30 protein-coding genes are annotated in these 26,385 nt (G+C 69.0%); 18 read left to right on the forward strand and 12 right to left on the reverse strand.

Annotation, left to right across the window (positions count from 1 at the left end; all coding sequences use genetic code 11):
* Window positions 1-163: 163 nt before the first annotated feature.
* From ACFOD9_RS09595 to ACFOD9_RS09605, 3 genes are read left to right on the forward strand one after another with little or no spacing between them, the layout of a single operon-like run.
* Entirely contained in the window at window positions 164-1,564 is a 1,401-nt protein-coding gene (locus ACFOD9_RS09595) for a sigma-54-dependent transcriptional regulator (RefSeq protein WP_379509978.1), read from the forward strand.
* Window positions 1,565-1,586: 22 nt separating this feature from the next.
* Complete coding sequence (locus ACFOD9_RS09600) at window positions 1,587-1,823, forward strand: hypothetical protein (RefSeq protein WP_379509860.1); 237 nt, start codon at window positions 1,587-1,589, stop codon at window positions 1,821-1,823.
* A 48-nt stretch (window positions 1,824-1,871) separates the two neighbouring features.
* Window positions 1,872-2,075 carry a hypothetical protein gene (locus tag ACFOD9_RS09605; protein WP_379509861.1) on the forward strand — a complete coding sequence of 68 codons (204 nt, stop codon included), beginning with the start codon at window positions 1,872-1,874 and terminating at the stop codon, window positions 2,073-2,075.
* Here the strand turns inward: ACFOD9_RS09605 and folP are convergent.
* Entirely contained in the window at window positions 2,072-3,169 is a 1,098-nt protein-coding gene (gene folP / locus ACFOD9_RS09610) for a dihydropteroate synthase (RefSeq protein ID WP_379509862.1), read from the reverse strand. The genes ACFOD9_RS09605 and folP overlap by 4 nt on opposite strands.
* Window positions 3,170-3,218: 49 nt before the next feature.
* Window positions 3,219-4,376 (reverse strand): site-specific DNA-methyltransferase, encoded by a 1,158-nt coding sequence (locus ACFOD9_RS09615; protein WP_379509863.1) that lies wholly within the window; start codon window positions 4,374-4,376, stop codon window positions 3,219-3,221.
* Window positions 4,377-4,655: 279 nt separating this feature from the next.
* On the opposite strand from ACFOD9_RS09615, the gene ACFOD9_RS09620 reads away from it, so the two are divergent.
* The gene (locus tag ACFOD9_RS09620) at window positions 4,656-5,363 is read left to right on the forward strand and encodes a sulfotransferase family protein (protein ID WP_379509864.1); all 708 of its coding nucleotides are present in this window, start codon (window positions 4,656-4,658) and stop codon (window positions 5,361-5,363) included.
* Between the two features lie 23 nt (window positions 5,364-5,386).
* Here ACFOD9_RS09620 and ACFOD9_RS09625 read toward each other — a convergent pair whose 3' ends face one another.
* A complete protein-coding gene (locus ACFOD9_RS09625) occupies window positions 5,387-6,022 on the reverse strand; it encodes a ribonuclease HII (protein ID WP_379509865.1) in 636 nt (211 codons plus the stop codon).
* A 149-nt stretch (window positions 6,023-6,171) separates the two neighbouring features.
* Here ACFOD9_RS09625 and ACFOD9_RS09630 point away from each other — a divergent pair, with 149 nt between their 5' ends.
* The 5 genes from ACFOD9_RS09630 (at window position 6,172) to ACFOD9_RS09650 (ending at window position 9,879) form a co-directional block, all read left to right on the forward strand.
* Complete coding sequence (locus ACFOD9_RS09630) at window positions 6,172-6,684, forward strand: GNAT family N-acetyltransferase (protein WP_379509866.1); 513 nt, start codon at window positions 6,172-6,174, stop codon at window positions 6,682-6,684.
* An 86-nt stretch (window positions 6,685-6,770) separates the two neighbouring features.
* Window positions 6,771-7,334 (forward strand): DUF1285 domain-containing protein, encoded by a 564-nt coding sequence (locus ACFOD9_RS09635; protein WP_379509867.1) that lies wholly within the window; start codon window positions 6,771-6,773, stop codon window positions 7,332-7,334.
* On the forward strand, window positions 7,331-7,924 hold the full coding sequence (locus tag ACFOD9_RS09640; protein WP_379509868.1) for a CoA pyrophosphatase: 594 nt from the start codon (window positions 7,331-7,333) through the stop codon (window positions 7,922-7,924). Before ACFOD9_RS09635 ends, ACFOD9_RS09640 begins: the two co-directional genes overlap by 4 nt.
* Window positions 7,925-7,934: 10 nt before the next feature.
* Window positions 7,935-9,104 (forward strand): CCA tRNA nucleotidyltransferase, encoded by a 1,170-nt coding sequence (locus ACFOD9_RS09645; protein ID WP_379509869.1) that lies wholly within the window; start codon window positions 7,935-7,937, stop codon window positions 9,102-9,104.
* Window positions 9,105-9,177: 73 nt separating this feature from the next.
* Window positions 9,178-9,879, forward strand: coding sequence for a retropepsin-like aspartic protease family protein (locus ACFOD9_RS09650; RefSeq protein ID WP_379509870.1), 702 nt, complete (start codon window positions 9,178-9,180; stop codon window positions 9,877-9,879).
* 12 nt (window positions 9,880-9,891) lie between these two features.
* Here the strand turns inward: ACFOD9_RS09650 and parC are convergent, their stop codons facing one another.
* On the reverse strand, window positions 9,892-12,180 hold the full coding sequence (parC, locus tag ACFOD9_RS09655; RefSeq protein WP_379509871.1) for a DNA topoisomerase IV subunit A: 2,289 nt from the start codon (window positions 12,178-12,180) through the stop codon (window positions 9,892-9,894).
* A gap of 101 nt (window positions 12,181-12,281) precedes the next feature.
* On the opposite strand from parC, the gene ACFOD9_RS09660 reads away from it, so the two are divergent.
* Entirely contained in the window at window positions 12,282-12,821 is a 540-nt protein-coding gene (locus ACFOD9_RS09660) for a type 1 glutamine amidotransferase domain-containing protein (RefSeq protein WP_379509872.1), read from the forward strand.
* 8 nt (window positions 12,822-12,829) lie between these two features.
* Here ACFOD9_RS09660 and ACFOD9_RS09665 read toward each other — a convergent pair whose 3' ends face one another.
* From ACFOD9_RS09665 to ACFOD9_RS09675, 3 genes are read right to left on the reverse strand one after another with little or no spacing between them, the layout of a single operon-like run.
* Complete coding sequence (locus tag ACFOD9_RS09665) at window positions 12,830-13,162, reverse strand: 2Fe-2S iron-sulfur cluster-binding protein (protein WP_379509873.1); 333 nt, start codon at window positions 13,160-13,162, stop codon at window positions 12,830-12,832.
* 26 nt (window positions 13,163-13,188) lie between these two features.
* Complete coding sequence (locus ACFOD9_RS09670) at window positions 13,189-14,262, reverse strand: cysteine desulfurase family protein (protein WP_379509874.1); 1,074 nt, start codon at window positions 14,260-14,262, stop codon at window positions 13,189-13,191.
* Complete coding sequence (locus tag ACFOD9_RS09675) at window positions 14,259-15,314, reverse strand: cysteine desulfurase family protein (RefSeq protein ID WP_379509875.1); 1,056 nt, start codon at window positions 15,312-15,314, stop codon at window positions 14,259-14,261. The genes ACFOD9_RS09670 and ACFOD9_RS09675 overlap by 4 nt, the downstream gene beginning before the upstream one ends.
* 136 nt (window positions 15,315-15,450) lie before the next feature.
* On the opposite strand from ACFOD9_RS09675, the gene ACFOD9_RS09680 reads away from it, so the two are divergent.
* A complete protein-coding gene (locus tag ACFOD9_RS09680) occupies window positions 15,451-16,107 on the forward strand; it encodes an alpha/beta hydrolase (protein WP_379509876.1) in 657 nt (218 codons plus the stop codon).
* A gap of 8 nt (window positions 16,108-16,115) precedes the next feature.
* On the opposite strand, the gene ACFOD9_RS09685 is transcribed toward ACFOD9_RS09680, so the two are convergent.
* The 4 genes from ACFOD9_RS09685 to ACFOD9_RS09700 all read right to left on the reverse strand — a co-directional run bounded on the left by ACFOD9_RS09685 (window position 16,116) and on the right by ACFOD9_RS09700 (window position 19,079).
* On the reverse strand, window positions 16,116-16,637 hold the full coding sequence (locus tag ACFOD9_RS09685) for a hypothetical protein (RefSeq protein ID WP_379509877.1): 522 nt from the start codon (window positions 16,635-16,637) through the stop codon (window positions 16,116-16,118).
* A 112-nt stretch (window positions 16,638-16,749) separates the two neighbouring features.
* Window positions 16,750-16,950 carry a hypothetical protein gene (locus ACFOD9_RS09690; protein WP_379509878.1) on the reverse strand — a complete coding sequence of 67 codons (201 nt, stop codon included), beginning with the start codon at window positions 16,948-16,950 and terminating at the stop codon, window positions 16,750-16,752.
* A gap of 19 nt (window positions 16,951-16,969) precedes the next feature.
* Complete coding sequence (locus ACFOD9_RS09695; protein ID WP_379509879.1) at window positions 16,970-17,329, reverse strand: hypothetical protein; 360 nt, start codon at window positions 17,327-17,329, stop codon at window positions 16,970-16,972.
* 133 nt (window positions 17,330-17,462) lie between these two features.
* The gene (locus ACFOD9_RS09700) at window positions 17,463-19,079 is read right to left on the reverse strand and encodes a phosphoenolpyruvate carboxykinase (protein ID WP_379509880.1); all 1,617 of its coding nucleotides are present in this window, start codon (window positions 19,077-19,079) and stop codon (window positions 17,463-17,465) included.
* A gap of 267 nt (window positions 19,080-19,346) precedes the next feature.
* Between ACFOD9_RS09700 and ACFOD9_RS09705 the strand changes: the two genes are divergently transcribed.
* From ACFOD9_RS09705 to ACFOD9_RS09735, 7 genes are all read left to right on the forward strand, one after another.
* Complete coding sequence (locus tag ACFOD9_RS09705; RefSeq protein ID WP_379509881.1) at window positions 19,347-20,114, forward strand: response regulator transcription factor; 768 nt, start codon at window positions 19,347-19,349, stop codon at window positions 20,112-20,114.
* The gene (locus tag ACFOD9_RS09710) at window positions 20,107-21,666 is read left to right on the forward strand and encodes a sensor histidine kinase (protein WP_379509882.1); all 1,560 of its coding nucleotides are present in this window, start codon (window positions 20,107-20,109) and stop codon (window positions 21,664-21,666) included. The genes ACFOD9_RS09705 and ACFOD9_RS09710 overlap by 8 nt, the downstream gene beginning before the upstream one ends.
* Window positions 21,663-22,079, forward strand: a complete 417-nt coding sequence (locus ACFOD9_RS09715; protein WP_379509883.1) for an HPr kinase/phosphorylase — start codon at window positions 21,663-21,665, stop codon at window positions 22,077-22,079. Before ACFOD9_RS09710 ends, ACFOD9_RS09715 begins: the two co-directional genes overlap by 4 nt.
* Before the next feature lie 44 nt (window positions 22,080-22,123).
* The gene (rapZ, locus tag ACFOD9_RS09720; protein WP_379509884.1) at window positions 22,124-23,101 is read left to right on the forward strand and encodes an RNase adapter RapZ; all 978 of its coding nucleotides are present in this window, start codon (window positions 22,124-22,126) and stop codon (window positions 23,099-23,101) included.
* A gap of 73 nt (window positions 23,102-23,174) precedes the next feature.
* A complete protein-coding gene (locus ACFOD9_RS09725) occupies window positions 23,175-23,579 on the forward strand; it encodes a PTS sugar transporter subunit IIA (RefSeq protein ID WP_379509979.1) in 405 nt (134 codons plus the stop codon).
* Window positions 23,580-23,610: 31 nt separating this feature from the next.
* A complete protein-coding gene (locus ACFOD9_RS09730; protein ID WP_379509885.1) occupies window positions 23,611-23,883 on the forward strand; it encodes an HPr family phosphocarrier protein in 273 nt (90 codons plus the stop codon).
* Between the two features lie 4 nt (window positions 23,884-23,887).
* Complete coding sequence (locus ACFOD9_RS09735) at window positions 23,888-24,706, forward strand: TrmH family RNA methyltransferase (protein WP_379509886.1); 819 nt, start codon at window positions 23,888-23,890, stop codon at window positions 24,704-24,706.
* A gap of 154 nt (window positions 24,707-24,860) precedes the next feature.
* Here the strand turns inward: ACFOD9_RS09735 and rmuC are convergent, their stop codons facing one another.
* The gene (gene rmuC, locus ACFOD9_RS09740) at window positions 24,861-26,363 is read right to left on the reverse strand and encodes a DNA recombination protein RmuC (protein WP_379509887.1); all 1,503 of its coding nucleotides are present in this window, start codon (window positions 26,361-26,363) and stop codon (window positions 24,861-24,863) included.
* Window positions 26,364-26,385: the final 22 nt, after the last annotated feature.

Below are 26,385 nucleotides of genomic sequence, written 5' to 3' on the forward strand. Positions count from 1 at the left end.
CGGCGCCGCCAGCCAAGCCCCCCTGCACCGCCAATCCGGCCCCGGCGCTGCGGTCGGGAGGGCGCGGTCAGGCTTAAGCTGCCTTTTACCCTTCGCTGCTAGGCCATTGGACGTGGAACCAATTACGCGCACCCCGTCCGGCGACAGCGAACAGCGCCTGCTGATGCTGATCGACGACGAGCCGGCCCAGAGTCGGCTGGTTTCGGCGCTGGCCGCCCGCGAGGGCTGGCGCACCCTGGTTGTGCGCGATTCCGAAACGGCGATCGCCACCTTGGGCACGCGCCAGGGGATGCAGCTTTCCGCGATCATCCTCGACCAGTGGGTGCCGGGCGACGAGGCCTGCGATCTCATTGCCGAGCTGAAGGCGCGACGCCCCGCCCTGCCCATCCTGATGCTGACCGCCAGCGCATCGCCGCTATTGGCGGTGGAAGCCATGCGCGCGGGCGCGACCGACTACCTGATCAAGCCGGTGGCGCCCGAGCGGCTGATGCACGCCCTGCGCGCGGCCACCACCCGCGAGACCCCGCGCGACGAACTGGCCCCGCTGACCGAGAAGATGCCCGGCCCGCCCAGCTTCGATGCGATGATCGGCGCCGCGCCCACCTTCCGCGCCGCGCTGGCCGTGGCGGCCAAGGCCGCGCGCGGCCACAGTCACGTGCTCATCGAAGGCGAGACCGGCACCGGCAAGGAAATGGTGGTGCGCGCGATGCACGCCGCCTCGCCGCGCGCCAAGGGGCCGCTGCGGATCGTCAACGTGGGCGCAACGCCGGCCAATTCGATCGAATCGCTGCTGTTCGGCCACGAAAAAGGCGCCTTTCCCGGCGCCTTCGATCGCCAGGTCGGCGCGCTCCAGCATTGCGACGGGGGCACGCTGGTGCTCGACGAGATCGACCGGCTGCCGGCTTCGGTGCAGGATCGGCTGCTCGAATCGATCCAGCGCGGCGACGTTCGCCCGATCGGCGCGCGCCATTCTTTCCGGGTGGACGTGCGCCTGATCGCGGCAAGCAACTATCCGCTAGCCGACCTTGTCGCCACCGGCCACTTCCTGCCGGGCCTGCACGAATTGCTGGCGCCCGTTTGCGTGATGCTGCCGCCTTTGCGCGAACGCTCGCAGGACATTTCGGCCCTCGCCCGCCATTTCCTGGCGCGGATCGGCGAACAGCCGGGGCTGCGCCGGGTGGGCATTACCGACGGCGCGCTTTCGCTGCTGGCCGCCTATGACTGGCCGGGCAATGTCCGCCAGCTCCAGGCCACGCTGTTTCGCGCCTGCGTGTTCTGCGAAGGCGATGCCCTGACCGCAGCCGATTTCCCCCAGCTGTCGAATATGCTGGGGGTGGAGCAGCAGGTGACGCCGGGCAACCAGGCGGTTCACGGCTCGCCCGGGGTGCAGCTCTACACGCCCGATGGCAACCTGCGGCCGCTTGAGGAGATCGAGGCGGACGTGATCCGGCTGGCGATCGGCCACTATCGCGGGCGGATGACCGAAGTGGCCCGCCGGCTGGGGATCGGGCGCTCCACGCTCTATCGCAAACTTTCGGAACTCGGTATCGATTCCGCCGCCTGACAATCAAGAGAAGATCGAAACAATGACCCCGATCCCGACGGCCGCCGCCGCCGCGCTTGCCTTTCTGATCCTGCTGATTTCTTGTCTTGCATTGGGGCTTGGGGTTGGCACGCCTCAGGTTCACGGCCCGCTGTTCTGGGCCGTTTCGGCCGGTTTTGCCATGCAGGCGGTGGCGGCTGCCGTCTGGCTGGTGCGGCTCATCGCCGTTTCGCTGATCGATGCGACGAGCGGGGGAACCGGGCGCCGGGCGGCCGATTGAACGGGCATGGAAGGGTCAGCCGAGCCTTCCGGGAGCTTGCCCTTGCCCATGAGCCTGCACAGCATCATCGAACCGGCCGGAACCCTGCTTACGGGCTGGAAACTGGTTCCCGCGCGCGATTGCCACGCCGCCGACAGCCGTAACGACGATGACATCCCGCTGGACCTTGCCCGTGCGCCGGCACCGGCCGAAAATGCGCCGCGTGTCGTCCCCGCCTCGCGGTGGGAAGCGGACCTGGGTCGCAAGCGCTAAAGCGGCAATTGCGCGAAGTCGGTCAGGGCCGCGTCGCGCAGGCCGCGCCAGACGCGCAAGGCCTGGACGGTTTCCGCCACGTCATGGACCCGCAGCAGTTGCACCCCGGAATCGAGCGCCTTGACCGCGAGCGCGATCGAGCCGCCGAGGCGCTGGCCGGCGGGCGCCTCGCCCGATAGCGCGCCGATCATCCGCTTGCGGCTGGCGCCGACCAGCAGCGGCTGGCCCAGCGCATGGAACAGCGGCAGGGCATTGAGCAGCGCGAGGTTGCCGGCCAGCGACTTGCCGAAACCGAGGCCGGGATCGAGGATGATGCGGTCGCGCGCAATGCCGGCGGCCAGCGCCTCGTCGCGGCGGGCGCGCAGCCAGTCGAACACATCAAGCACCGGATCGGCATAGGCGGCATTGGCGTGGAGATCCTCGCCCTCGCCCGGCGCGTGCATCAGCACCACCGGCGCGCCCGAGCGGGCGGCAAGTTCGAGGCTGCGGGGATCGTGGCGCAGGGCGGAAACATCGTTGAACAGGTGGGCGCCGACTGCCAGCGCCGCTTCCATCACCGCGGCGCGGCGGGTGTCGACGCTGATCGCGGCGCCCATGGCCGACAGGCGCTCGACCACCGGAATCACCCGCTTCAGTTCATCGCCTTCCCACACGCCGGGCGCGCCGGGGCGGGTGGATTCGCCGCCGATGTCGACGATCGCCGCGCCGGCTTCGAGCATGGCCGCGCCGTGGGCCTGGGCAACATCGGGCTTGTCGAGGAACTCGCCGCCGTCGGAAAAACTGTCGGGCGTGACGTTGAGGATGCCCATGACCTGGGGCTGGTCGAGCCGGATCGTGCGGGCGCCGCAGGCCAGCGGCGCGGTCGTGCGCTGGAGATCGGCCCACTGGGCGGCGATCTCATCCGGCAGGCCGGGGAGCGCGGCTTCAAGGTCGCGCGCGCCGTAGACCTCGCGAGAGACCACCTTGCCGCCCGTCCGCGCGATCACGGCGAAGCGGCAGGCGAAGACCAGCCCGCCGGCCAGCCGCACGGCGGCGCCGTGTTCGGACTGGGGGCTTTCGGCGAGCGCGATCGGGCGCAGGTAATGGGCGGTCATCGCGCGCGCCGGCGCTGCCGCCTGGCCCAGGCCAGGGCGAGGATCAGGATCACGGTTCGGTCGCCAGGAGATAGAGCTGGCGCAGATCGTCGAGCGGCTTGAACGCGCCTTCGTGCTCCACGTGCCAGAACGACCAGCCGTTGCACGAGGGCGCGCCTTGCAGCTTGGCGCCAAGGCCGTGGATCGAGCCGCTTTCGGCCCCGCAGGCCAGCGAGCCATCGGCGCGGACCGTGGCGGCGAAGCGGCGCTTGCGATCGGACAGCTGCGCGCCGGGGGCGATCCAGCCGGTTTCCACCAGGGTGCCGAAGGCAACCTTGGGGGCCGAGCGCGGGCTTTGCATGGTGGTGATCGCGCTCTCGTCGAGCGGGAGGGCCAGCTCGATGCGTTCAAGCGCGGCCTCGCGGTAGGCGGCCTCGCGCTCGCAGCCGATCCACTGGCGGCCCAAACGCTTGGCCACCGCGCCGGTGGTGCCGGTGCCGAAGAACGGATCGAGGATCACGTCGCCCTTGTTCGAGGTGGCCAGCATCACCCGGTAGAGCAGCGCCTCCGGCTTCTGCGTGGGGTGGACCTTGGCCCCGCCCTTCTTCAGCCGTTCCTGGCCCGAGCAGATCGGCAGGACCCAGTCGGAGCGCATCTGGAGTTCGTCGTTCAGGGTCTTCATCGCGCGGTAGTTGAAGGTGTACTTCGCCTTCTCGCCGGTGGAGGCCCAGATCAGGGTTTCGTGGGCATTGGTGAAGCGGGTGCCCTTGAAGTTGGGCATGGGGTTGGCCTTGCGCCAGACGATGTCGTTGAGCACCCAGAAGCCCATGTCCTGGAGGATCGCGCCGACGCGGAAGATGTTGTGGTAGGAGCCGATCACCCACAGCGAGCCGGTGGGCTTGAGCACGCGGCGCGCCTCGGCCAGCCAGGCGCGGGTGAAGGCATCGTAGGCGGCGAAACTGTCGAACTTGTCCCAGGCGTCGGTCACCGCATCGACATGGCTGCCATCGGGGCGGGCGAGATCGCCGCCGAGCTGGAGGTTGTAGGGCGGATCGGCGAAGACCAGGTCGACGCTGGCCGTGGGCAGCGAGCGCATGGCCTCGATGCAATCGCCCGGAATGATCTGGCCCAGCGGCAGCAGCTCGCGCACCTCGCGCGCACCCTTGCCGGCGGTCCGCGCCTTTTCGCGCGGTTTCGCGGTCCGTTCCTTGAGCAGAAGCTCGGCCATTGGTGAGTGCCCCTTGTGGATAACACCGTCGGAATGAGTCATCCGCGACTCGCCGTCAAGTCGCGACTCGGCGGGATTCCTTGGGTTTTCGGCCAATGGCGAGGCGGAACAGAACGAGTCCCACACAAGGGGTAGAGTCCCGCCGTGGGGTCGGGACTCTAGATGCTGTGGTCGGGCCACGCGACACGCGGCGCGCAAATAATTTGTGATCGCGGCCCGGGTGAGACAGGTTGGGCCAAACAGCCGCGTCAGCAGAACGCGCCCCCGGGAGACAGGACCATGGCACTCAAGGTAATCGGCGCGGGATTGGGTCGGACCGGCACGCTATCGCTCAAGCTGGCGCTCGAGCATCTGGGCTTCGGGCCGTGCTACCACATGACCGAGATCATGGGCCACGCGCGGCAGCGGATGCCCCAGTGGCTGGAGGTGGTGGCCGGCAGGCCGGACTGGGACGCGGTGTTCGAGGGTTTCCACGCCACGGTCGACTATCCCACCTGCACCTACTGGCGCGAGCTTGCGGCGCACTATCCCGAGGCCCGGATCATCCTGTCCGACCGCGATGCGGAAAGCTGGTATGCCTCGGTGCGCGAGACGATCTTCGCGCCCCGCAACATCGCGGGCTTCCTCAACAGCCCGGTGCGCGAGTTCATGCTGGGCGCGGTGGTCGGCCCCTTCGTCGACCGGCTCGATGACCGCGACTTCATGATCGACTGGTTCAACCGCTGGCGCGACGAGGTGATCGCGGGCCTGCCGCCCGAGCGCCTGCTGGTCCACCGCGCCGCCGACGGGTGGGAGCCGCTGTGCCGTTTCCTGGGCGTTCCGGTTCCCGACGAACCCTATCCGCGGGTCAACAGCAAGGCGGATATGCAGGGCTCCGCCGAGGGCGGCGAGCCGGGCGGCGAACGGACCTTGCCGACCTCCCCCGAAGCGATGGAAGAACGCTTCCAGGCCTATCTGGCCAGCATGAACCGGATGGCCTGGGGCTGAGCCGGCCCAAAATCGGGACCGGGTCAGAGCAGGACCAGTTGGGCCACCGGCGCGAAGGAGCGGCGGTGGAGCGGGGTCGGGCCGTGCTGGCGCAGGGCGGCGAGGTGTTCGGGCGTGCCGTAGCCGGCGTTGCGTTCCCAGCCATAGTGCGGATGGGCCTCGGCGTGTTCGCGCATCAGGCGGTCGCGGTGTTCCTTGGCAATGATCGAGGCGGCCGAGATGCACGGCTCGATGGCATCGCCGCCAACGATCGGCCGCGCCGGCCAGCGCCATTCCGCCCGCCGGCCGTGGGGGGTGAGATTGCCATCGACCAGCACTTCGTGGGGGTCGCCGCCGAGCTTCGCGCAGAGCCCTTCGACCGCGAGGGTCATGGCCAGCATGGTGGCGCCGAAGATGTTGAGCCGGTCGATCTCCTGGGGCGAGACAACGCCCACGGCCCACAGGCAGCGGCGCTTGATCCGCTCTTCCAGGAGGGCGCGGGCGCTACGGGAAAGCTTCTTGGAATCATCGAGCCCGGCCGGGCGCGGCTTGCACAGGACCACGGCGGCGGCGACCACCGGGCCGGCCAGCGGCCCCCGGCCCGCCTCGTCGACCCCGGCCACCACCCGTTCGCCGGGCGCGAGGGGGAACGGCAGGGCTGAAGGCGATTCCACGGTCACCCGCCCCCTATCGCGCCGGCGGCAAGGGTCGGCAAGCCGCCCTGCCCGCGCCTGCGTGGACAAGTGGGCGCCAGAGCGCAGATGGCCTGCGCGAATGGCCGCAGAGAAGCGTTGCGCCGCCGGGGGATAGGCCTTATCGGCGCGGCCCTATGTCCGCAGCCAATCTCATTCCGCTCGATGCGGTCGATCCGGCGCTGGTCGAAGCCCTGCTCGACCGCGCCTTCGAACCCGAGCGCCACCAGCGCACCGCCTACAAGGTGCGCGCGGGAACCGAGTGGCTGCCCGGCCTGTCGTTCGCCGCGCTGGACCGGGACGAGATGCTGGTCGGCACCATCCAGTGCTGGCCGGTGGCGCTGACCGATCCCGCCGGGCGCGCCCATCCCATGATCATGGTCGGCCCGGTGGCGGTCCTGCCCGAGCACCAGAGCCAGGGCTATGGCAAGGCGCTGATGACCGCGAGCCTCGCCGCGCTCGATCCGCGCGCGCCCTTGCCGCAGGTGATGATCGGCGATCCGGAATATTATGGCCGCTGGGGTTTCGCCAATGCGGGCACGCAGGGCTGGTCGCTGCCCGGGCCTTACGTGAAGCACCGCCTGCTGGTGCGCTGTGACAATCCGGCGGTCCTGCCGCCAGAAGGCACGCTTGGCCCCTGGCTGCGCTGAGCGGCGCCCCTTCGCTCGCGCCTTCGCCCCCCGATCTTCGCTTACGCGCCCTTGCACCCCGGCCCCGGCGATGGCATCGCCGGGCCATGCCCTATGAGCCGCCGCCCGAACTTGCCGCGCTGTCGCTGGCCGACATCGCCGCCGAGGTCGCCGCGCGGCGCCTGCCGCCGCTGGACCAGTGGGCGCCGGTCGAAACGGGCGAGAGCCACATGGAAATCCGCGCCGATGGCCGGTGGTTTCACGAAGGCGGGGAGATCACCCGCCCGGCCATGATCCGCGCCTTTGCCGGCCTGCTGGTGCGCGACGGGGACGGACGGCACTGGCTGATGACCCCGCACCAGCGCCTTGCCATAGCGGTGGCCGATGCCGCCTTCATCGCCACCGACGTGGTGCGCCGCGCCGATGGTTCGGGGGCAGGCGGCCTCGCCTTCCGGCTCAACACCGACGACATCGTGCTGGCCGGCCCCGACCACCCCTTGCGCGCGGCGGGCGATGCTGCGGTGCCCGCACTGTACCTTGCCGTCCGCCATGGCTGCGAGGCCCGGCTCAACCGCAGCACCTATGCCCAGTTGGCCGATCTGGCGCTGGATGAGGGCGACGACTGGTGCGTGACCAGCCAGGGCCGGCGCTTTTCGCTGGTGCCGGCATGAGCGCGCTGTTCTCCCGCCTGCTCGACCTGCATGAGGCCGGCCATGCCCGGACCGACATCGAGCTGGCTGGCGACCATGGGCATCCGGCGGGCACGGTGCTGCGCGATGCGGCGGTGCTGGTGGCGATCACCGAGCGCGCGGAACCCGGCGTCCTGCTGATCCACCGGCCCTCCAATATGCGCGCCCATCCCGGCCAGGTAGCCTTTCCCGGCGGCAAGCTGGATCCGGGCGAAAGCCCGGTCGAGGCGGCCCTGCGCGAGGCGCACGAGGAGCTGGGCATTCCGCCCGAGGCCGTGCGGATCGTGGGCGAAAGCGACCTGTTCCGCACCCGCACCGGCTATGCAATCACCCCGGTGATCGGCGTGGTCCCGGCCGATCTCGAACTGGTGCCCAACCCCACCGAGGTGGCCCAGTGGTTCGAGGCGCCGCTCGATCACGTGTTCAACCCGGCCAACCAGAAGCGCGCCACGCGCGATTTCCCCAAAGGCTCGGCCACGTTCTGGGAAATCTTCTGGCAGGAACACCGCATATGGGGCGTGACGGGCGCACTGATGGTCAACCTCTCGCGCCGGCTCGGCTGGCATGGCTGAGGGCGCGGCAATGAGCGCGCGCCTCCCGGCGGCGGCGTGGACCGCGCGGGCGGACCTGGCGGCGCTGGTGGCGGCGCTGGGGCCGGACAATGCCCGCTATGTCGGCGGGGCGGTGCGCGACACCCTGCTGGGCCTGGCGGTCAAGGACATCGACATGGCGACGCCGCTCGCCCCCGAAGCGGTGGTCGAGCGGCTGGCCGCGGCGGGCATCCGCACGGTGCCCACCGGCATCGCCCATGGCACGGTCACCGCGATCCTCGCGCAAGGCCCGGTGGAGATCACGACCCTGCGCCACGACGTGTCGACCGACGGGCGCCGGGCGACCATCGCCTATGCACAGGACTGGCAGGACGATGCGGCGCGGCGCGATTTCACCATCAACGCGCTCTATGCCGATCCCGTCAGCCGCGAGGTGTTCGACTGGTTCGGCGGGCTGGCGGACCTCGCCGGGCGGCACGTGCGGTTCATCGGCGATGCCCGCCAGCGCATCCGCGAGGATCACCTGCGGATCCTGCGCTTCTTCCGCTTCCAGGCGCGGTTCGGCTCGGCCCCGGCCGATGTGGCAAGCGAGAGCGCCTGCGCGGAACTGGCGGCCACGCTCAAAGGCCTCTCGCGCGAACGGATCGCGATGGAATTGCTCAACCTGCTGGCCCTGCCCGATCCGGCCCCGACCCTGGCGCGCATGGCGCATCTTGGCGTGCTGGGGGTGATCCTGCCGGAAGGCGATCCCGACCGGCTGGCGGCACTGGTGAGCGCCGAGCGCGCGGCCGGGGTGGCGCCCGATCCCATGCGCCGGCTAGCCGCGCTGCTGCCGCCCGATCCGGCCACGGCCGAGCAGGTGGCCGCGCGGCTGCGCCTGTCCACCGCCCAGCGCAAGCGGCTGGCGACGGCGGCGGCGCGCGCCGGCGATCCGGCCGACAATGCCCGCGCCCTGGCCTATCGGCTGGGCCGCGCCGAGGCGATCGACCGCCTGTTGCTGGCCGGGCGCGACCTCGCCGCGCTGGAGAACTGGGACATTCCCCGCCTGCCGATCAAGGGGGCCGACGTGGTTGCCCGGGGCGTGGGCGCGGGGCCACAGGTGGCGCGGGTGCTGCGCGCGGTGGAAGCGCGCTGGGTGGCTGAGGGCTTCCCGGACGCCGCGCGGGTGCAAGTGCTGCTCGACGAGGCGCTCGATTCCTGAGCGCCGGGTCGATCAGTCAGCCTGCGGCAAGGCATTCGTGCTAGAAGGCCTGGCGTGCTAGAAGGCCTGGCCCATGGACCTGGCTGCGCTCCTCTCCGCCCTTTTGGCCCAGCCGCTGCTGGCGCTCGCGCTTGGCGCGATGGCGCTGGTGCTGGCGGGCGGACTGCTGCGCCACCTTTCGCCGCTGCTCGGCGGACTGGTGCGCGCGATCGGCCATGTCGGCCTGTTCGGTGCGCTGATGCTGACCATCATGCAGGTGGTGCGGATCGGCCACGGCAGCGAGCTGAGCCTTCCGCAACTGGGCCTGCCGCAACTAGGCCAACCCGAGCAGACGGTGAGCGGCAGCGAGACCCGGGTGCCGCTGGCGCGTGACGGGCATTTCTGGATCAAGGCCAGGGTCAACGGGGTGCCGCACCGCTTCCTGGTGGACACCGGGGCAACGCTGACCGCGATCAGCCCGGCCATCGCCGAGAGTGCCAGGCTGGAGCCGCAGGCGCTGCGCCAGCCGGTGCTGCTGCGGACGGCCAACGGCACCGTGCCCGCGCAGGTAGTGACGATCGGCGAACTGAGCCTGGGCAACGTGGTGGCGCGTGATCTCGATGCCGTGGTCGCCCCCGGGATGGAGGGGACCAGCGTGCTGGGGATGAACTTCCTCTCGCGCCTCGCCTCGTGGCGGGTGGAGGGGCAGACCCTGATCCTGGTGCCGCATCACCCGCAAGGTGACGGGGATCAGGGCGCCGGGCGTCACGGTAGCGGAGCGGCGGGCGAAAGCTGAGCCGCGCCGCGATCAGAACCGGTTGTCGCGCGGGAAGCCGTTGGGCGGCATCCGGCCGGCAGCGCCCCGCGCCACCTTCCACAGCCGCATATCGCTTTCGGTGCGGGTGCGCCCGGTCTCGCCGCCCATCTTCCACGACAGGCCTTCATCCAGCCGGAAGGTGGTCGCATCGGCCATACCGCCGTCGCGGTAGCGCTGGAGGGCGACCCCCTGCCCCTTGGCGAGGAGCGGCATCTCGGACAGGCTGAACACCACCAGCTTGCGGTTATCGCCCACCACGGCGATGTGATCGTGGCTTTCGGGGATCTCGCGCACCACGCACAGGCGCACGCCGGGCTTGGTGGTCATCACGGCGCGGCCCTTGCGGGTTTCGGCCAGAAGTTCGGCCGATTCCGCGACGAACCCGCGCCCCAGATTGCTGGCCAGCAGCAGCTGCGCGCCGGCCCGGTGAACCACCAGCGCGACGATCTGCGCCTCGGCATCGATATCGAGCATGGTGCGGATCGGCTCGCCAAACCCGCGCGCCGAGGGCAGCTTGTCGGCCCCCAGCGTGTAGAACCGGCCATTGTCGCAGGCGATCAGCAGCTTGTCGGTGGTCTGCGCGTGAAGCGCGAAGGCCGGGCCATCGCCTTCCTTGAACTTGTATTCGCGATCGAGCGGCTCGTGGCCGCTGGCGCCCCTGATCCAGCCGCGCGCCGAGAGGATCACCGTGACCGGAGCCTTCTCGATCATCGCGTCCATCGAGAATTCGCGCGTGGGCGCGGCTTCGGCGATGGTGGTGCGGCGGCGGCCAAGCGCGGTTTCCGGGCCATAGTCCTTGCGAAGGGCGGCGAGATCGCGCTTGAGCCGGGTGCGCTGGCGGGCCGGGCTGTCGAGCAGCTTGTTGAGCTCCTCCTGCTCGGCCAGCAGCTCGTCGCGCTCCTGGCGCAGCTCCATTTCCTCCAGCTTCCGCAACGAGCGCAGGCGCATATTGAGGATGGCCTCGGCCTGGCGGTCGGTCAGGCCGAATTCGGCCATCATGATCGGCTTGGGCTCATCCTCGGTGCGGATGATCTCGATGATCCGGTCAAGGTTGAGGAAGGCAACGATGTAGCCTTCGAGCAGTTCGAGCCGGGCGGAAATCTTCTCGAGGCGGTGGCGGCTGCGGCGGATCAGGATGTCGATCTGGGCGATCACCCATTCCTGGAGCAGCAGCTTGAGGCCGAGCACGCCGGGGGTGCGGTGGGCATCGAGGACGTTGAGGTTGAGCCCGAAGCGCACTTCCAGATCGGTCAGCCGGAACAGGCTTTCCTTGAGCAGCTCGGGATCGACGTTGCGGCTTTTGGGCACGAAGACGATCCGCAGCTGCTCGTCGCTTTCATCGCGCACGTCTTCGAGGATCGGCAGCTTGCGGTCGGCGATGAGCTGGGCCACCTGCTCGATCAGCTTGCCCTTCTGGACCTGGTAGGGGATTTCCGAGACGACCAGTTGCCACTGGCCGCTGCCCAGCTTCTCGATCCCGCTGTCCTCCCACTCGCCACCATCGTCGCGCCCGGTGGAGAAGCGCCCGCGCACCCGCATCGAGCCCTTGCCGGTTTCGTAGGCGGCGCTGATCGCGGCCGGGCTATCGACCACCACGCCGCCGGTGGGCAGGTCGGGGCCGTGGAACACCTCCATGAGTTGCGCGTGTTCGACCTGGGGATTGTCGATCAGCAGCAGGGTGGCGTCGACGATTTCCGCGACGTTGTGGCTGGGAATGTTGGTGGCCATGCCCACGGCGATGCCACTGGCGCCATTGGCGAGGAGATTGGGGAACAGGCCGGGGAAGATCTCCGGCTCTTCCTCCTCGCCGTTGTAGGTGGGGATATAGTCGACCGTGCCTTCATCAAGCCCGGCCATCAGGCGGATCGCGGTCTTCGTCAGGCGGGCTTCGGTATAGCGGTAGGCGGCGGCATTATCGCCGTCGATGTTGCCGAAATTGCCCTGGCCTTCGACCAGCGGGTAACGCAGCGAGAAATCCTGGGCGAGGCGGACCATCGCATCGTAGACGCTGGCATCGCCATGCGGGTGATACTTGCCGATCACGTCGCCGACCACGCGCGCCGATTTCTTGAAGGCGCCGGCGGGATCGAGCTTGAGCTGGCGCATGGCCCACAACAGGCGGCGGTGGACCGGCTTCAGACCATCGCGCAGGTCTGGCAGGGACCGCGCTGTAATCGTTGACAGGGCATAGACCAGGTAACGCTCGGACAGGGCGCTGTCGAACGGCGCATCGACGATTGCGTCGAAGGGATCGGGCTCATCGATCGTTGGGCTCGGCATGGTTGGGCAGCCCTAGCAAGGGCAGCGGCCGATGGGAATCCCGGGAACTATCCCCATCCCCCGCTCATTTGGGCACAGGGGCGTGACATCGGGAGTACCTAATGAACGAATGCAGGACGGTCAGGCGCGTGTTGATCCTGGCCACCGATGGCTTCGAGCAGTGCGAATTGCTGGAGCCGAGAAAAGCCCTGGAGGCCGCCGGGATCGAAACGGTCGTCGCCAGCCCCAAGCAAGGCAAGATTCGGGGCTGGCACCATCATGACTGGGGCCAGAGCGTGGCGGTCGACGCCGCGCTTGGCGAAGTGGAGGCCGAGGATTTCGACGGGCTGCTGCTCCCGGGCGGGCAGATGAACCCCGATGCCCTGCGGCTGGAGGACGAGGTGCTCTGCCTGATCGAGGAATTCGACGCGGCCGACAAGCCGATCGCTGCGATCTGCCACGGCCCCAGCCTGCTGGCGGAGGCCGATATCGTGGAAGGCCGGGGCGTGACCGCTTGGCCATCCATCCGTTCCGACCTGGAAAACGCCGGAGCCCAGGTGTTCGACGAGGGCGTGCTGGTCGACGGAAACCTGATCACCAGCCGGGATTCAACGGATATCCCCGCCTTGTCCCGCGCCCTGATCGACGCGCTGGGCGGATAGGAACGCGGTCAGCGGCGCTGCATATCCCGCGCTTCGCCGGGAATGTGCACCTCGATCCCGTCAAGCGCCTCGTCCAGCACGATCTGGCACGACAGCCGGCTGGTGCGAGTGACGCCGGCGGCCAGGTCGAGCATATCCTCCTCCTCCTCGGACGCGGGGGCGAGGCGATCGAACCACTGGGCGGCGATCACGACGTGGCAGGTGGAACAGGCCATCTGGCCTTCGCAGGTGCCTTCCAGCGGCAGGCCGGCGGCCTGGCCGACTTCGAGCAGCCGCGCGCCGGATTCCGCCTCGCGGCTGATCCGTTCGCCTTCAGGAGTGATGAAACAGACCGATACCATGCTGCGTGCGTTCCCCGTGGACCAGGCTACTGCGCTTCAGCCGCCGCGACAATCCGCGCGCAGGCCTCAGCCACCTCAGCCATCCCCGTGTAGCGACCGAAGCCGAGCCTGATCGAACTTCGGGCTTCCTTTTCGCTGAGCCCGATTGCCCGCAGCACATGGCTGGGCTTGCCCGAACCACTGGCACAGGCCGAGCCGGCGGAAAAGGCCATATCCCGCAAATCCGACATTAATCTGGCAACATCAAGACCATCGCGCCGCACATTGAGATTGCCGTGCCAGCGCGGGGCAGCGGCGCCATTGAGGATGAAGCCGGGCAAGCCGGCCCGGGCGGCGTGCCACAGCGCTTCCACGTGGGCGGCATCGACCACGCGACGCGCGACAGCCAGTTTCGCCGCAGCCCCGAATCCGGCGCACAGCGCAGGGCTGAGCGTGCCCGAGCGCAGGCCGCCTTCCTGCCCGCCGCCATGGACCTGCGGCGCAAGCCGGACGCCATCGCGCACCCACAGCGCGCCGATCCCCTTGGGGCCATGGAGCTTGTGGGCGGAAATCGCGATCAGGTCCGCGCCTTCGGGCGCGGCCAGCTTGCCCGCGCCCTGCACCGCATCGCACAGGAACAGCGCGCCCGCGGCCCGGGCGCGCGCGGCGAGGCGCGCGATCGGCTGGATCGTGCCGATCTCGTTGTTGACCTGCATCACCGCGACCAGCCCGGCCCCCTCGGGCAGGGGCACCTCCGGATCGACCAGCCCCGCCGCGTCCACCGGGAGCACGGCAAGCCCGGGATCGGCCACGCGGGCGGTTTCCAGCACGGCGGCGTGTTCGATCCCGCTCACCGCGATCCGCGTCGCGCCGGAGCCGAAGATGGCAAGGTTGAGCGCCTCGGTCGCCCCGCTGGTGAAGACCACCCGCCCGCCCGGCGGCAGCAGGGCGGCGACCTGTTCGCGCGCGATCTCCACCGCCGCCGCGGCGAGCCGGCCCGGACGGTGGGCGCTGTGGGGATTGGCAAAGCCCGAACTGTCCGGCCCGGCCAGCCACGGCAGCATGGCCTCGCGCGCTTCGGGCGCGAGCGGCGTGGTCGCCTGGTAATCGAGGTAGATCATCGGCGGTCCTTCATTCCGGCCCAGGCGGCGACGAACCGGTCGATATCGGCCGCGCTCGTCTCCCGGCCCAGGCTGACGCGGATGACCTCGCCCGCCGCCGCCGGCTCCAGGCCCATGGCGGCCAGGACATGGCTGGTCTTCAGGCTGCCCGAGGAACAGGCGCTGCCGGCCGAAACAGCGATGCCCTGCGCGTCGAACCCGATCAGCTGGGCGCGGGCCGAGCGGCCGGGCATCCGATAGGCGCCGATGGTGGGCACCCGCGCGGTTTCTCCCGCGATCACTTCTCCCCCGGCGGCAACCAGCCCCGCATCAAGCCGATCACGCAGGGCCACGGCCCGATCGAGCCAATCGGCCCCGGCTTCCAGCGCTGCCACCATGGCGAGAACGCCCGGCAGGTTTTCCGTGCCGCCGCGATAGCCGCGCTCCTGCCCGCCGGTGGGCCGCAGCATGGCCCAATCGCGCACCAGCAGCGCGCCCACGCCGACCGGGCCACCGAACTTGTGGGCCGACAGGGCGATGAGATCGGCATCCGGCAGGGCCAGCTTGCCCGCGCCTTGCGCGCAGTCGGCCAGCAGCCGCCCACCCGCGCCCCGCACGGCCTCGGCAATGGCGTGGAGCGGCTGGAGCACTCCGGTTTCGTTGTTGGCCTGCTGGACCGCGACGAGGCCCACCAGGGCGCAATCGGCCGGGCGGACCAGCCCGCACGCGTCGGTCGGCAGGCGCGCCGCCGCGCCGGCATGGCGCAGCACGGCCTCGTGCTCCACCGCGGATACGGCGGCGAGCGGCAGCGCGCTGCCGTGGATCGCCAGGGCCAAGGCCTCGCTCGCGCCCGAGGTGAACACCACCTCGCCGGCCCAGCCCAGCGCCGCCTTCAGCCGCCCGCGCGCATCTTCGAGCAGCGCCCGCGCCGCCCGGCCGGGGGCATGGGGGCTGGACGGATTGGCCCAGCGGTCAAACCCGGCAAGCAGGGCCGCGCGCGCCTCGGCCAGCAGCGGCGTGGTGGCCGCGTGATCGAGGTAGAGCGGCATGGCGGCAGAGGAAATGACGGTCATATGGCGCAAGCGTTGCTTTCGGGACGGCGCTTTCTATATAGCGGTCTCCTCCCATTCACAGCCCCGACCGCTCCGGCTGCAAACAGGCAGGCGGACGCAGCGGAAGGGCTTCAACTTCGCGAGCACCAGCCCAGCCATGCCATCTGTCATCTTTCCCGGACCCGAAGGCCGCCTGGAAGGGCGTTTCCAGCCCGCTTCGCGCCCGCGCGCGCCCGTCGCCATGATCCTGCATCCGCACCCGCAGGCTGGCGGGACGATGAACGATCGCATCACGATGCAGCTCTACAAGACCTTCGTGGCGCGCGGTTTTGCCACCCTGCGCTTCAACTTTCGCGGCGTGGGCCGCAGCCAGGGCAGCTTCGACAACGGCATCGGCGAGCTTTCGGATGCCGCCGCCGCGCTCGATTGGGTGCAGTCGATCCACCCCGAAGCCAGCACGACCTGGATCGCGGGCTATTCGTTCGGCGCGCTGATCGGGATGCAGCTCCTGATGCGCCGCCCCGAGATCCGCGGGTTCATCTCGGTCAACCCGCCGGCCAATATGTACGATTTCAGCTTCCTCGCGCCCTGCCCCGCCTCGGGCATCATCGTCCAGGGCGCGGCCGATACGGTGGTGACGCCCAATTCGGTGCAGAAGCTGGTCGACAAGCTGCGGACCCAGAAGCACATCACCATCCACCACGACGAGATCCCGCGCGCCAACCATTTCTTCGAGAACGAGCTCGATGACATGATGCTCTCGGTCGACAAGTATCTCGACTTCCGGCTCAGCCCCGAGTGCACGATCCGCTGAACGTCGGCTCAGCGCAGGCTCATGTCCGGCCCGGCCGCCGGTGACGGCGGCGGCATGGCGGCGGGGCCGTCGCCCGAGAGGTGCCTGATCACGTCGGTCCGGTTGGCCCCGGTATCGCGGAAGCCGTCGTTGGCGCCGCGCAGTTCCCACTCCAGGCCGCCCGGCGGGGCATTGGGCTTGTCGGGATCGGTGCGCATCAAGGTATCGACGCCCGGAATCCGGTCAACCCCGGGAATGGTCGTGATGAGCTTGAGGTCGATGTAGCCGACCGTTGCCACGAAGCCGCCGGCATAGTGGGCGGCCTTGGCGAATGCCGAACTGTCGGCGGCGATGACGTGGCGGGAGGCGAAATAGTAGTCCGCGTCCCGGCCAACGGTATTGCGGGAATCGCTCTCGCGCTCCTTGATGTTCTGCGACCAGCACCATTCCAGCTTTTCGGCCACGGTCCGGTCGGGAAACTGGGCATTGGCCGCGTCGATGTAGCGGTTGATCCGGTCCATGACCGCCTGGTCGTGTGCATCGTAGGGCACCGGCATCCTCCGCCATGATCGTCCGGTATCAGGTTACATTTGAAACCGGCATCCGCCAAGCGGGCAGCAGCCGGCCGGGCCGGCTATTTCGGGTGAGGTCCGCTGGCGGCGATCAGCGCGGGGTTTGCTGCGAAAGGCTGGCGCCGTCCCGGGTGGGCAGCACCCAGATTGCCACATTGGCGGCCAGGATCGCGGCCAGCGCCAGCATCAGCAGCGCCTGCTTGCGCGAGCCGCCCCTGCGCCACAACGCCAGGGCGCCCAGCGGCAGGGCGATGACCATGAGCACGGCGAGCGAGAGGGCGGTTTCCTGCATGGCCCGCCCCCTAACGCGATCAGCCCTTGCCGAACAAGCCCTTGGCCATCCCGGCCAGATCGTCGAGCGGGTTGCCGTCGCCGTTGCGGTCGAGCATCCCGGCCAGGCCCGATAGCGCCGGATTGCCCTGGATCAGGCCGGACAACTGGCCAAGTGAGCCTTCGCCGCCGATCTGGCCGACGATCTGCGAAAGGACCGCCGGATCTAGCCCGGTCTTCTGTGCGGCGAGGCCGATGGTGTCTTCCGGGGCGGCATGGGCCGCTCCCAGCGCGGCGATGGCCTTTTCGGCCATGGCCGGATCCAGCCCGACCTTGGCGGCAAGGCCTGCGACATCGACATTCTGGGCAACCTGGCCAAGCAGGCCATCGAGCAGGCTCATCGGCAACATCCTTGCGTGAAAAAGACCGGCCCGCAGGGTTTCTGCCGGCCGGTCTTCACGCAAGTAAATTCGATGGAGACCATTTCCCGGAAGGCCCGGGCCTGGTCCACGGCCCGGGTCTTCCGAAAAAAGATCAGGCGGCGACGGTCACCACCGGGGCGGCCTGGCGGACGCCTTCATCGACATGGGCCTCGAACTGGGCGAAGTTCTCGACGAACTTGCGGACCAGCTCCTCGGCGGTCTTGTCATAGGCGGCCGGATCGGCCCAGGCGCCGCGCGGATCGAGCAGCTTGCTGTCCACCCCGTTGACCGCGACCGGAACCTCGAAGCCGAAGTTCGGGTCCTTGCGGAATTCGGCCTCGTTGAGGCTGCCGTCGAGCGCGGCGTTGAGCAGGGCGCGGGTGGCCTTGATCGGCATCCGCTTGATCCCTTCCATCGTGGCCTTGCCGCCCGACCAGCCGGTGTTGACCAGCCAGCACTTCACCCCGCCCTTGGCGATCCGCTCCTTGAGCAGGTTGCCATAGACCGAGGGGTGGCGCGGCATGAACGGGCCGCCGAAGCAGGTGGAGAAGGTGGCTTCCGGCTCGGTCACGCCGATCTCGGTGCCGGCGACACGCGCGGTATAGCCCGAGAGGAAGTGATACATCGCCTGTTCCGGCGTGAGCCGCGCGATCGGGGGCAGCACGCCATAAGCATCGGCGGTGAGGAAGATCAGGTTCGCCGGGACCGGCCCGAGGTTCTGCTCGGAGCAGTTCGGGATGAAGTCGATCGGGTAAGACCCGCGGCTGTTTTCAGCCAGGGTGGCATCATCCAAGTCGATCTCGCGCGTTTCGGCGTCGATCACCACGTTCTCCAGCACCGTGCCGAAGCGCTTGGTGGTGGCGAAGATCTCAGGCTCGGCCTCGGCCGAGAGGCGGATCATCTTGGCGTAGCAGCCGCCCTCGAAGTTGAACACGGCGGTATCCGACCAACCATGCTCGTCATCGCCGATCAGCGTGCGGCTGGCATCGGCCGAGAGCGTGGTCTTGCCGGTGCCGGAAAGGCCGAAGAACACCGCGGTCTTGCCATCGGGGCCGATGTTGGCCGAACAGTGCATCGGCATCACGCCCTTGACCGGCAGGAGGTAGTTCAGGATGCCGAAGACCGACTTCTTCATCTCGCCGGCATAGGCGGTGCCGCCGATCAGGATCAGCTTCTCCGAGAAGTTGACCGCGATGACCGTTTCGCTGCGCGAACCGTGGCGCTCGGGATCGGCGCGGAAGCTGGGCAGGTCGATGATGGTGTATTCGGGGATGAAGCCGTTGAGATCATCGGCCGTGGGACGCACCAGCAGGGTGCGGATGAACAGGTTGTGCCAGGCGAATTCGTTGATCACGCGCACGTTCACGCGGTGATCGACCTGCGAGCCGCCGAACAGGTCGGCCACGTAGAGCTTGTCCTTCTGGCCCAGGGCGGCGAGGAAATCGGCCTTGAGGTTGGCGAAGTGCTCCGGGGTCATGGGAACGTTGGTCTTGCCCCACCAGATGGTGTCCTCGGTCACCGAATCGCGGACGATGAACTTGTCCTTGGCCGAGCGGCCGGTGTGCTGGCCGGTGGCGACGACGAACGGGCCGTCCTTGGCCAACTGCCCTTCCCCGTTGCGAACAGCGTGTTCGACCAGCGGCGCGGTGCCGAGGTTGGCGAAGATCGTCGCGTGGGTGGAAATGCCTTGCTTATCGAGCGGGAAGGAAAGGGCAGAGGTCAATGTCATCTCCACGTTGGATCGGTGGCGCTGAGGCCGGTGGCGCGGGGCCGAACGAGCGCCGGGCAAAGCCCGTTGTCCGATCGGTGCATAGGTATGCGAGATTCGGGGCCGCGCATAGTCCAGCGGTGAAGAAGCGTCAAATCCATCAGGCGGTTCCGCGCAGGAGTGCAGCACGGTTGCAACAGGGCGCGCCGCCCGGCTAAGCCACGCCACCAGCCTATTTTTACCGCGCGCGGCCCACCCGCAAATCGGCCGATCGAGAAGTTGTCCGCCATGGCCCCAAGCCACGATGCCCACTACCATCCGGCAGATGCCCCGCCATCGGGCGAGGCGCGCCAGCACACGATCGCGCTGGTCGACGATGACCGCAACATCCTCACCACGGTCTCGATCGCGCTCCAGGCCGAAGGCTTCGCCACCCGGCTCTACACCGACGGGCAGACCGCGCTGAAGAGCCTGCTGGAGAATCCGCCAGACCTGGCCATCTTCGACATCAAGATGCCGCGGATGGATGGCTTCGCCCTGCTTCAGGCGCTGCGCGAGAAAAGCCGGCTGCCGGTGATCTTCCTCACCTCCAAGGACGAGGAGATCGACGAGGCGCGCGGGCTCGCGCTGGGCGCCGACGATTATATCGCCAAGCCGTTCAGCCAGCGCCTGCTGGTCGCCCGCATCCGCGCGATCCTGCGCCGCACCGAATTGCCCGGCAAGCCCCGGGACGAGGCGAGCGAGGCCGAAAGCCAGGTGGTCCGCCGTGGCCGGCTGGTCATGGACCCGCTGCGCCACCAGGTGCTGTGGGACGACCGGCCCGTGGCGCTCACCGTCACCGAGTTCCTCATCCTCGAAGCCTTGGCGACCAGGCCGGGCGTGGTCAAAAGCCGCAACCAGCTGATGGATGCGGCCTACAGCGACGATGTCTTCGTCGACGATCGCACGATCGACAGCCACATCAAGCGGCTGCGGCGCAAGTTCCGCGAGGCCGATCCGCAGTTCTCGGGGATCGAGACGCTCTATGGCGCGGGCTATTCCTTTGCCGATGGTTGAGGGTCCGGCCCAGGGCGCCCCGGGGCGGCTGTTCTGGACCCGGCGGTTTTCGCTGACCAGCCGCATCCTTGCGGTCAACCTGATCGTGCTCGGGCTGATGGGCGCCAGCGTGATCTACCTTGATACCTACCGCAAGCAGCTGATCGCCGAACGCTTCAAGCTGGCCCGCTCGGAGGCGTTGATCGTGGCCGATGCCCTGGCGGAAACTCCGCGCAGCGAACGCAAGCCGCTGATCGCGCGGATCGGCAGCGAGCAGGTGCTGCGCCTGCGGGTCTACGATGCCCGGGGCCGGCAACTGGCCGATTCCTTCGTCATCGCCGACGAGCCGGCCTTCACCTTTGCCGATCCGGCCAAGGAGCCGTGGACCATGCAGGTCGCTCGCGGGCTCGATGCCGCGATGGACCGCCTGTCGGGCGCCGCAGCCCCGCCCGACTATGTCGAGCCGGCCATCGCCACCGCCGATGCCTGGCCCGAAATCCGCGAGGCGCGCGAGACCGGCGAGGCGGCGGTGCGGCTGCGCGCCGCGCCCGACCGCACCCCGGTGATCACCGCCGCCGTGCCCTATGGCGAGCGCGGCGAGGTTCTGCTCACCACCCGCAACGCCCGCGATATCGTGGAAAAGGTGCGCTATGCCCGGCAAACCCTGGCGATCATCGTTGGCATCGCGCTGGTCATCTCGATCCAGCTCTCGCTGTTCCTGGCGCGCACCATCGTCCAGCCGCTGCAATTGCTGAGCCGCGCCGCCCAGCGCGTGCGCCTGGGGCGCGAGCGCGAGGTGGTGGTCCCCCGCCTGCCCGAGCGCGGCGACGAGATCGGCCTGCTCGCCCGCGCCGTCTCCGACATGAGCGCGGCCCTGCGCCAGCGGATCGACGCGGTGGAAAGCTTTGCCGCCGATGTGGCCCACGAGATCAAGAACCCGCTCGCGAGCCTTCGCAGCGCGGTCGATACCCTGGACAAGGTGGAGGACCCGGCCCTGCGCGCGGAGCTGATCCGCATCGCCGCCCACGACGTGCGCCGGATCGACCGGCTGGTGACCGAGATCGCCGATGCCAGCCGGATCGATGCCGAACTCTCACGCACCCGGTTCGAGCCGGTCGATCTCATCGCCCTCACCCAGGCTCTGGCCCGCAGCCGGGCCGAGCGCGGAGTTGATGAACCGGCCCGGCTGGAGCTGCGCCACGATGGCCAGCGCTGCCGGGCGCTGGGCGATCCGGCACGGCTCGAGCGGGTGCTGGTCAACCTGCTCGACAATGCCGCCTCGTTCTCGCCCCCCGGCGGGGAAATCGTTCTCGCCACCAGCAGCGCCGGGGGGCGGGTGCGGGTTTCGGTGTGCGACGAAGGGCCGGGCATCGCCCCGGAAGAACGGCACAAGGTGTTCGAGCGGTTCCACTCGGTGCGCCCGGAAGGCGAGGATTTCGGGAGCCACAGCGGGCTTGGCCTCGCCATTGCCCGAACCATCGTCCAGGCCCACGATGGCACGCTCACCGCGCAGGACCGGCCCGATGGCAAGCCGGGCGCCTGCCTGGTCATCGAACTTCCGGAGGCCGAATGATGCTGCACCAGGCCAGTTGCGTGGCGATCGAAGGCCGCGCGCTGCTGATCGAGGGGGCGCCGGGCAGCGGCAAGTCGAGCCTGGCCCTGGCCCTGATCGATCGCGGCGCCACGCTGGTGGGCGACGATGGCGTGGCGCTCGTGGTGGAGGGCGGCCACCTGCTGGCCAGCCCGGCCCCGGCGATTGCCGGCCTTCTGGAAGTTCGCAATGTCGGCCTGCTGCGCTATCCGGTGGCTCAGCGGGTGCCGGTGGCGCTGGTGGCGCGGCTTGACCAGGCGGCCGAGCGGCTGCCCCACGGGCCGGACGTGGTGCCCCTGCTCGGCCTCGCCCTGCCCCTGGTGCGGCTGTGGCCCGACAGTCCGGTGCTCGCGCTCAGGGCGCTGGCCGCGCTGGCCCGTTTCGGGCGCGATTGAAGGGCCGGTTTACAAGCCCGGCGCGCAAGCCCACATCAGCGCCAATGAGCGCAGAGTCCGAGAGCGATTCCGAAGGCGGATCCGGCCGCGATTCCCGTGAGGCCGGCCAGTGCGCCGTCGATGGCCGCCAGCGGGTCCTGCTGGTTACCGGCTTGCTCGGCGCGGGAAAGTCGACCGTGCTCAAGGTGCTGGAGGACCTGGGCTGGGAAACGATCGACAATTTCCCGATCCGCCTGCTCGAACAGCTCGTCTCGCCCAAGGACAATGCCCAGCGCGATACGCGCGTCCCGCTGGCGATCGGCTTCGATTCGCGCACCCGCGGGTTCGATCCGCACCGGATCATCGAACGGGTGAAGGCGCTGTCCGGCCGGGCCGACCTAGAGGTGACCACCCTGTTTCTCGACTGTTCGGGACAGGAACTGGAGCGCCGCTACAACGAGACGCGGCGCCGCCACCCCATGGCCAGCGATATGCCCGCCAGCTCGGGCATCGCCGCCGAGCGCGAACTGCTCGAACCCCTGCGACGCTGGGCCGACATGGTGGTGGTCACCACTGATTTCACCGCCAATCAGCTCCAGCAGGTGATCCGCGAGCGGTTTGCCCCCGAAACCCCGCCCCGGCTGACAGTGACGCTGTCCAGCTTCGGCTTTTCGCGCGGGATGCCGCCAGTGGCCGATCTCGTGTTCGATATGCGCTTCCTCGACAATCCCCACTGGGACCCGGTGCTGCGCCCGCTGACCGGACAGGATGCCGCGGTGGGCGAATATATCTCGCGCGATCCCGCCTATGGCGAGGCTTTCGCCCGCATCCGCGACCTGCTGCTGCTGCTGCTGCCGCGCTACGAAGCCCAGGGCAAACCCTATGTCCACGTGGCCTTCGGCTGCACCGGCGGCCGGCATCGCTCGGTCTTCGTGGCCGAACAGATGGCCGCGGCCTTGCGCGAGGCGGGATTTTCGCCCACATTGCTGCATCGCAACCTGAGCGCGCGCGCCGCCGATCTGGTAGAAGGCGGCAAGTCGTGAGCAAGGTCAAATACCCCCGGCGTCCCGCATGGCGGACATCACCAGCCGAGGCCATTCGGAGCGCTATCCCTTCATGATCGGGCTGATCCTCGTGACCCACGGCAGGCTTGCCGAGGAATTCGTTCACGCCATGCAGCACGTGGTCGGCCGGCAGGAAGCGGTGGCCACCGTGTGCATCGGCCCGAACGACGACATGGAGCGCCGCCGCAAGGAAATCGCCGATGCGATTCGCGCGGTCGATAGCGGCCAGGGCGCGATCATCCTCACCGACCTGTTCGGCGGCACCCCATCGAACCTCGCGATCTCGCTGATGGAGGCGGGCCGGGTGGAAGTGATCGCCGGGATCAACCTGCCCATGCTGATCCGCCTGGCCGGCGCACGGCGGACCATGAACGTGGTCGATGCCACGGTCGCAGCCCGCGATGCCGGGCGCAACTACATCACGATCGCAAGCGAGTTCCTGGGCCAGGACGCCTGAGGGGCAGCGATAAAAGGGGATCTTGGGGGCGATGCCAAGCGAAGTGGTCGAAATCGTGAACCAGCGGGGCCTGCACGCGCGGGCCAGCGCCAAGTTCGTCAATGCCGTGTCGCGGCTGCCTGATGGCCTTGCCGTCACCGTGGCCAAGGATGGCACCAGCGCCAATGGCGGCTCGATCCTGGGCCTGATGATGCTGGGCGCCGCCAAGGGCGACACCATCGAGATATGCGTCGAGGGCGAGACTGCCGACCAGATCCTGCCCAAGCTGGTGGGTCTGGTGAAGGACGGCTTCGGCGAAGATTGAACCAGTGGCCGACCGCCGCCTCATCACGGGCTTTTCCAATCCGACCGTCAAGTTCCTGCGCTCGCTCAGGGACAAGAAGCATCGCAAGCGCGAGGGCCGGTTCCTTGCCGAAGGTCTGCGCCTGCTGACCGATGCGCGCGAGAGCGGGCGCCTGCCCGAACTGCTGGTCATGGCCCGCGGGCGCGACGACCATCCCCTGCTGGCCGCCCTTGAAGCCGACGTGCTGGCCGCCGGCGGCGAGGTGATCGAGACCGGCGAGGACATTCTCGAAAAGATCACCGGCAAGGACAATCCCCAGGCCGTTGCCGGGGTCTTCCCCGAATTCGACACGGCCCTTGCCGGGCTGGACCGCGCGGCCGCGCCGCTGTGGCTGGTGGCCCAGGCCATGCGCGATCCGGGGAACCTGGGCACCATGCTGCGAACCTGCGACGCGGTTGGCGCGGGCGGGCTGATCCTGCTCGACGATTGCGCCGACCCCTTTTCGGTGGAAGCCGTGCGCGCGAGCATGGGGGCGATCTTCACCCAGCGGCTGGCGCGGGCACGCTGGGACGAGTTTCTGCCCTGGCTGCGCGCCGGACCGGGCCAGCTGGTCGCCGCCTCGCTGCGCGAGGCCGTGCCCTATCGCGGCGCGCCCTATGCCGCGCCCTGCTTCCTGGTGATCGGCAACGAATCGCGCGGCCTGCCCGAGGATTACGAGCAGGCCTGCGACCTGCGGGTAACGATCCCGATGCGCGGCCGGGCCGACAGCCTCAACGCCGCCATCGCCGGCGCCGTCCTCGCCTACGAAGCGCTTGCCGCGCTGGCACCCGAAAGCCAGGCCTGACCGCGAAAACCACCTAGCCGCCCGTTCACCGGGCGCACAGCAAGTTGCGGCTAGGACGGCAGCGTGACGCTTCGGCGTTGCCCCTCCCATTTGCCTTTCACCCCCGCCCGCAACGGCGGGGGTTTTGTTTTGCCGTGGGCAGCGGCCCGCCGGATCACTCCGTTTCGGGGATCGGCAACACCTCGGGTTCGCTTCCGGCCCCGGCGATCTCGGCATAGCGCGGCGTGCTGTCGACCAGGGGCACGTCCTCGATCTCGCGGGCGCCGATGGCGATGCCCTTGTCGCGCAGGCGCTTGCCCGAGGTCAGGACATTGCGTTCGAAGCTGGAGACGAACCGGTTGTAGTTCTCCACCGCCGAATTGAGCCCGCCGCCCACCCGCTTGAGGTGTTCCGAGGCCACGCGCAGCCGGTCGTACAGTTCCGCCCCGGCCTTGCCGATCTCCACCGCCTCGCGCGCGATGGTATCCTGGCGCCAGACTTCGGCCACGGTGCGCGCGATCGCCACCAGGTTGGTGGGCGTTGCCAGCAGGACCTTGTTGCGGAAGGCAAAGTCCCACAGTTCCGGATCGTGTTCCAATGCGGCGGCAACGAAATGCTCGCCCGGCACGAACATCACCACATAGTCCGGCGCCTCGTCGAACTGGCTCTGGTAGGACTTGGCGCCCAGCGTCTGCACGTGGCTCCGCATCGAGCGGGCGTGCTGATCCAGCGCGGCCTTGCGAACGGCATCGTCATTGGCCTCGAAGGCTTCCTGGTAGGCGTTCAGGGAAACCTTGGCATCGACGATCAGGCTCTTCTGGCCGGGGATGCGGATGATCGCATCGGGGCGCAGGCGGCCGTCATCAGTGTTGACCGAATGCTCGGTGACGAAATCGGTATGTTCGGATAGGCCGCACTGTTCGAGCACGTTCTGCAAGGCCCGTTCGCCCCAGCGGCCCCGCGCCTTGGGGGCATTGGTGAGCGAATTGCCCAGCCGCTGCGCCTCGGCCCGCACCTGTTCCTGGCCGGCGCGCAGCGCCTCGATCTGGCCGAACAGCTGGCCGAAGGCATCGACCCGCCTCGCTTCCAGCCCGGCGACCTGCTCCTCGTAGCTTTGCAGCCGCTGGCCGACCGGCGCGAGCAGGGTGGCGATGCGTTCGGCGCTGGCCTTCTCGCTTTCGGAAAAACGTTCCTGCGCGCGCCGGAGGAAGGTTTCCTGCGCCTTTTCGAGCACGCGGTTGCCGGCGTTCTCGAATTCCTTGCGAAGCGCCTCCTGCGCTTCGATCAACAGGCGCTTCTGCTCCTCGAAATTGGCCGCATCGGCCTTCAGGCCCGCAAGTTCGGCACCGATGACGGCCTTTTCATGGAGCACCTGTTCCCGCGCGAGGCGCGCGGCTTCGAGCTGGGCGGCATGATCGGCGCGCGATTGCTCCAGCCGCCGGGCGGCCTCGTCGGCGCGCTGGGCCAGATCGTCGGCCCTCGCCGCCCGCTCACTCGCCGTGGCCAGTTCGGTGATCGCGCGGCGGAACTTCTCATCCAGCTCGCGCGCATCGAGATCGCGCGCGGCAAAGCGTTCGCGCCATTCCGCCACGGGCCGGTTGCCCAGGAACCAGCCAAGCGCAACCCCAGCGCCAAGGCCGAGCAGCAGGGTGAAGAAACTGAGGATTTCGGCGTTCACGGCGCTGCCCCTAAATGGAACG

The sequence above is a fragment of the Novosphingobium bradum genome, assembly GCF_042646485.1.
Classification (GTDB): domain Bacteria; phylum Pseudomonadota; class Alphaproteobacteria; order Sphingomonadales; family Sphingomonadaceae; genus Novosphingobium; species Novosphingobium bradum.

Coding starts and splice junctions, on each gene's coding strand:
- ACFOD9_RS09595 (WP_379509978.1), top strand. CDS start 164: ATGCTGATCGACGACGAGCCGGCCCAGAGTCGGCTGGTTTCGGCGCTG.
- ACFOD9_RS09600 (WP_379509860.1), top strand. CDS start 1,587: ATGACCCCGATCCCGACGGCCGCCGCCGCCGCGCTTGCCTTTCTGATC.
- ACFOD9_RS09605 (WP_379509861.1), top strand. CDS start 1,872: ATGAGCCTGCACAGCATCATCGAACCGGCCGGAACCCTGCTTACGGGC.
- folP (WP_379509862.1), bottom strand. CDS start 3,169: ATGACCGCCCATTACCTGCGCCCGATCGCGCTCGCCGAAAGCCCCCAG.
- ACFOD9_RS09615 (WP_379509863.1), bottom strand. CDS start 4,376: ATGGCCGAGCTTCTGCTCAAGGAACGGACCGCGAAACCGCGCGAAAAG.
- ACFOD9_RS09620 (WP_379509864.1), top strand. CDS start 4,656: ATGGCACTCAAGGTAATCGGCGCGGGATTGGGTCGGACCGGCACGCTA.
- ACFOD9_RS09630 (WP_379509866.1), top strand. CDS start 6,172: ATGTCCGCAGCCAATCTCATTCCGCTCGATGCGGTCGATCCGGCGCTG.
- ACFOD9_RS09635 (WP_379509867.1), top strand. CDS start 6,771: ATGCCCTATGAGCCGCCGCCCGAACTTGCCGCGCTGTCGCTGGCCGAC.
- ACFOD9_RS09640 (WP_379509868.1), top strand. CDS start 7,331: ATGAGCGCGCTGTTCTCCCGCCTGCTCGACCTGCATGAGGCCGGCCAT.
- ACFOD9_RS09645 (WP_379509869.1), top strand. CDS start 7,935: ATGAGCGCGCGCCTCCCGGCGGCGGCGTGGACCGCGCGGGCGGACCTG.
- ACFOD9_RS09650 (WP_379509870.1), top strand. CDS start 9,178: ATGGACCTGGCTGCGCTCCTCTCCGCCCTTTTGGCCCAGCCGCTGCTG.
- parC (WP_379509871.1), bottom strand. CDS start 12,180: ATGCCGAGCCCAACGATCGATGAGCCCGATCCCTTCGACGCAATCGTC.
- ACFOD9_RS09660 (WP_379509872.1), top strand. CDS start 12,282: ATGAACGAATGCAGGACGGTCAGGCGCGTGTTGATCCTGGCCACCGAT.
- ACFOD9_RS09665 (WP_379509873.1), bottom strand. CDS start 13,162: ATGGTATCGGTCTGTTTCATCACTCCTGAAGGCGAACGGATCAGCCGC.
- ACFOD9_RS09670 (WP_379509874.1), bottom strand. CDS start 14,262: ATGATCTACCTCGATTACCAGGCGACCACGCCGCTCGCGCCCGAAGCG.
- ACFOD9_RS09675 (WP_379509875.1), bottom strand. CDS start 15,314: ATGACCGTCATTTCCTCTGCCGCCATGCCGCTCTACCTCGATCACGCG.
- ACFOD9_RS09680 (WP_379509876.1), top strand. CDS start 15,451: ATGCCATCTGTCATCTTTCCCGGACCCGAAGGCCGCCTGGAAGGGCGT.
- ACFOD9_RS09690 (WP_379509878.1), bottom strand. CDS start 16,950: ATGCAGGAAACCGCCCTCTCGCTCGCCGTGCTCATGGTCATCGCCCTG.
- ACFOD9_RS09695 (WP_379509879.1), bottom strand. CDS start 17,329: ATGAGCCTGCTCGATGGCCTGCTTGGCCAGGTTGCCCAGAATGTCGAT.
- ACFOD9_RS09700 (WP_379509880.1), bottom strand. CDS start 19,079: ATGACATTGACCTCTGCCCTTTCCTTCCCGCTCGATAAGCAAGGCATT.
- ACFOD9_RS09705 (WP_379509881.1), top strand. CDS start 19,347: ATGGCCCCAAGCCACGATGCCCACTACCATCCGGCAGATGCCCCGCCA.
- ACFOD9_RS09710 (WP_379509882.1), top strand. CDS start 20,107: ATGGTTGAGGGTCCGGCCCAGGGCGCCCCGGGGCGGCTGTTCTGGACC.
- ACFOD9_RS09715 (WP_379509883.1), top strand. CDS start 21,663: ATGATGCTGCACCAGGCCAGTTGCGTGGCGATCGAAGGCCGCGCGCTG.
- rapZ (WP_379509884.1), top strand. CDS start 22,124: ATGAGCGCAGAGTCCGAGAGCGATTCCGAAGGCGGATCCGGCCGCGAT.
- ACFOD9_RS09725 (WP_379509979.1), top strand. CDS start 23,175: ATGATCGGGCTGATCCTCGTGACCCACGGCAGGCTTGCCGAGGAATTC.
- ACFOD9_RS09730 (WP_379509885.1), top strand. CDS start 23,611: ATGCCAAGCGAAGTGGTCGAAATCGTGAACCAGCGGGGCCTGCACGCG.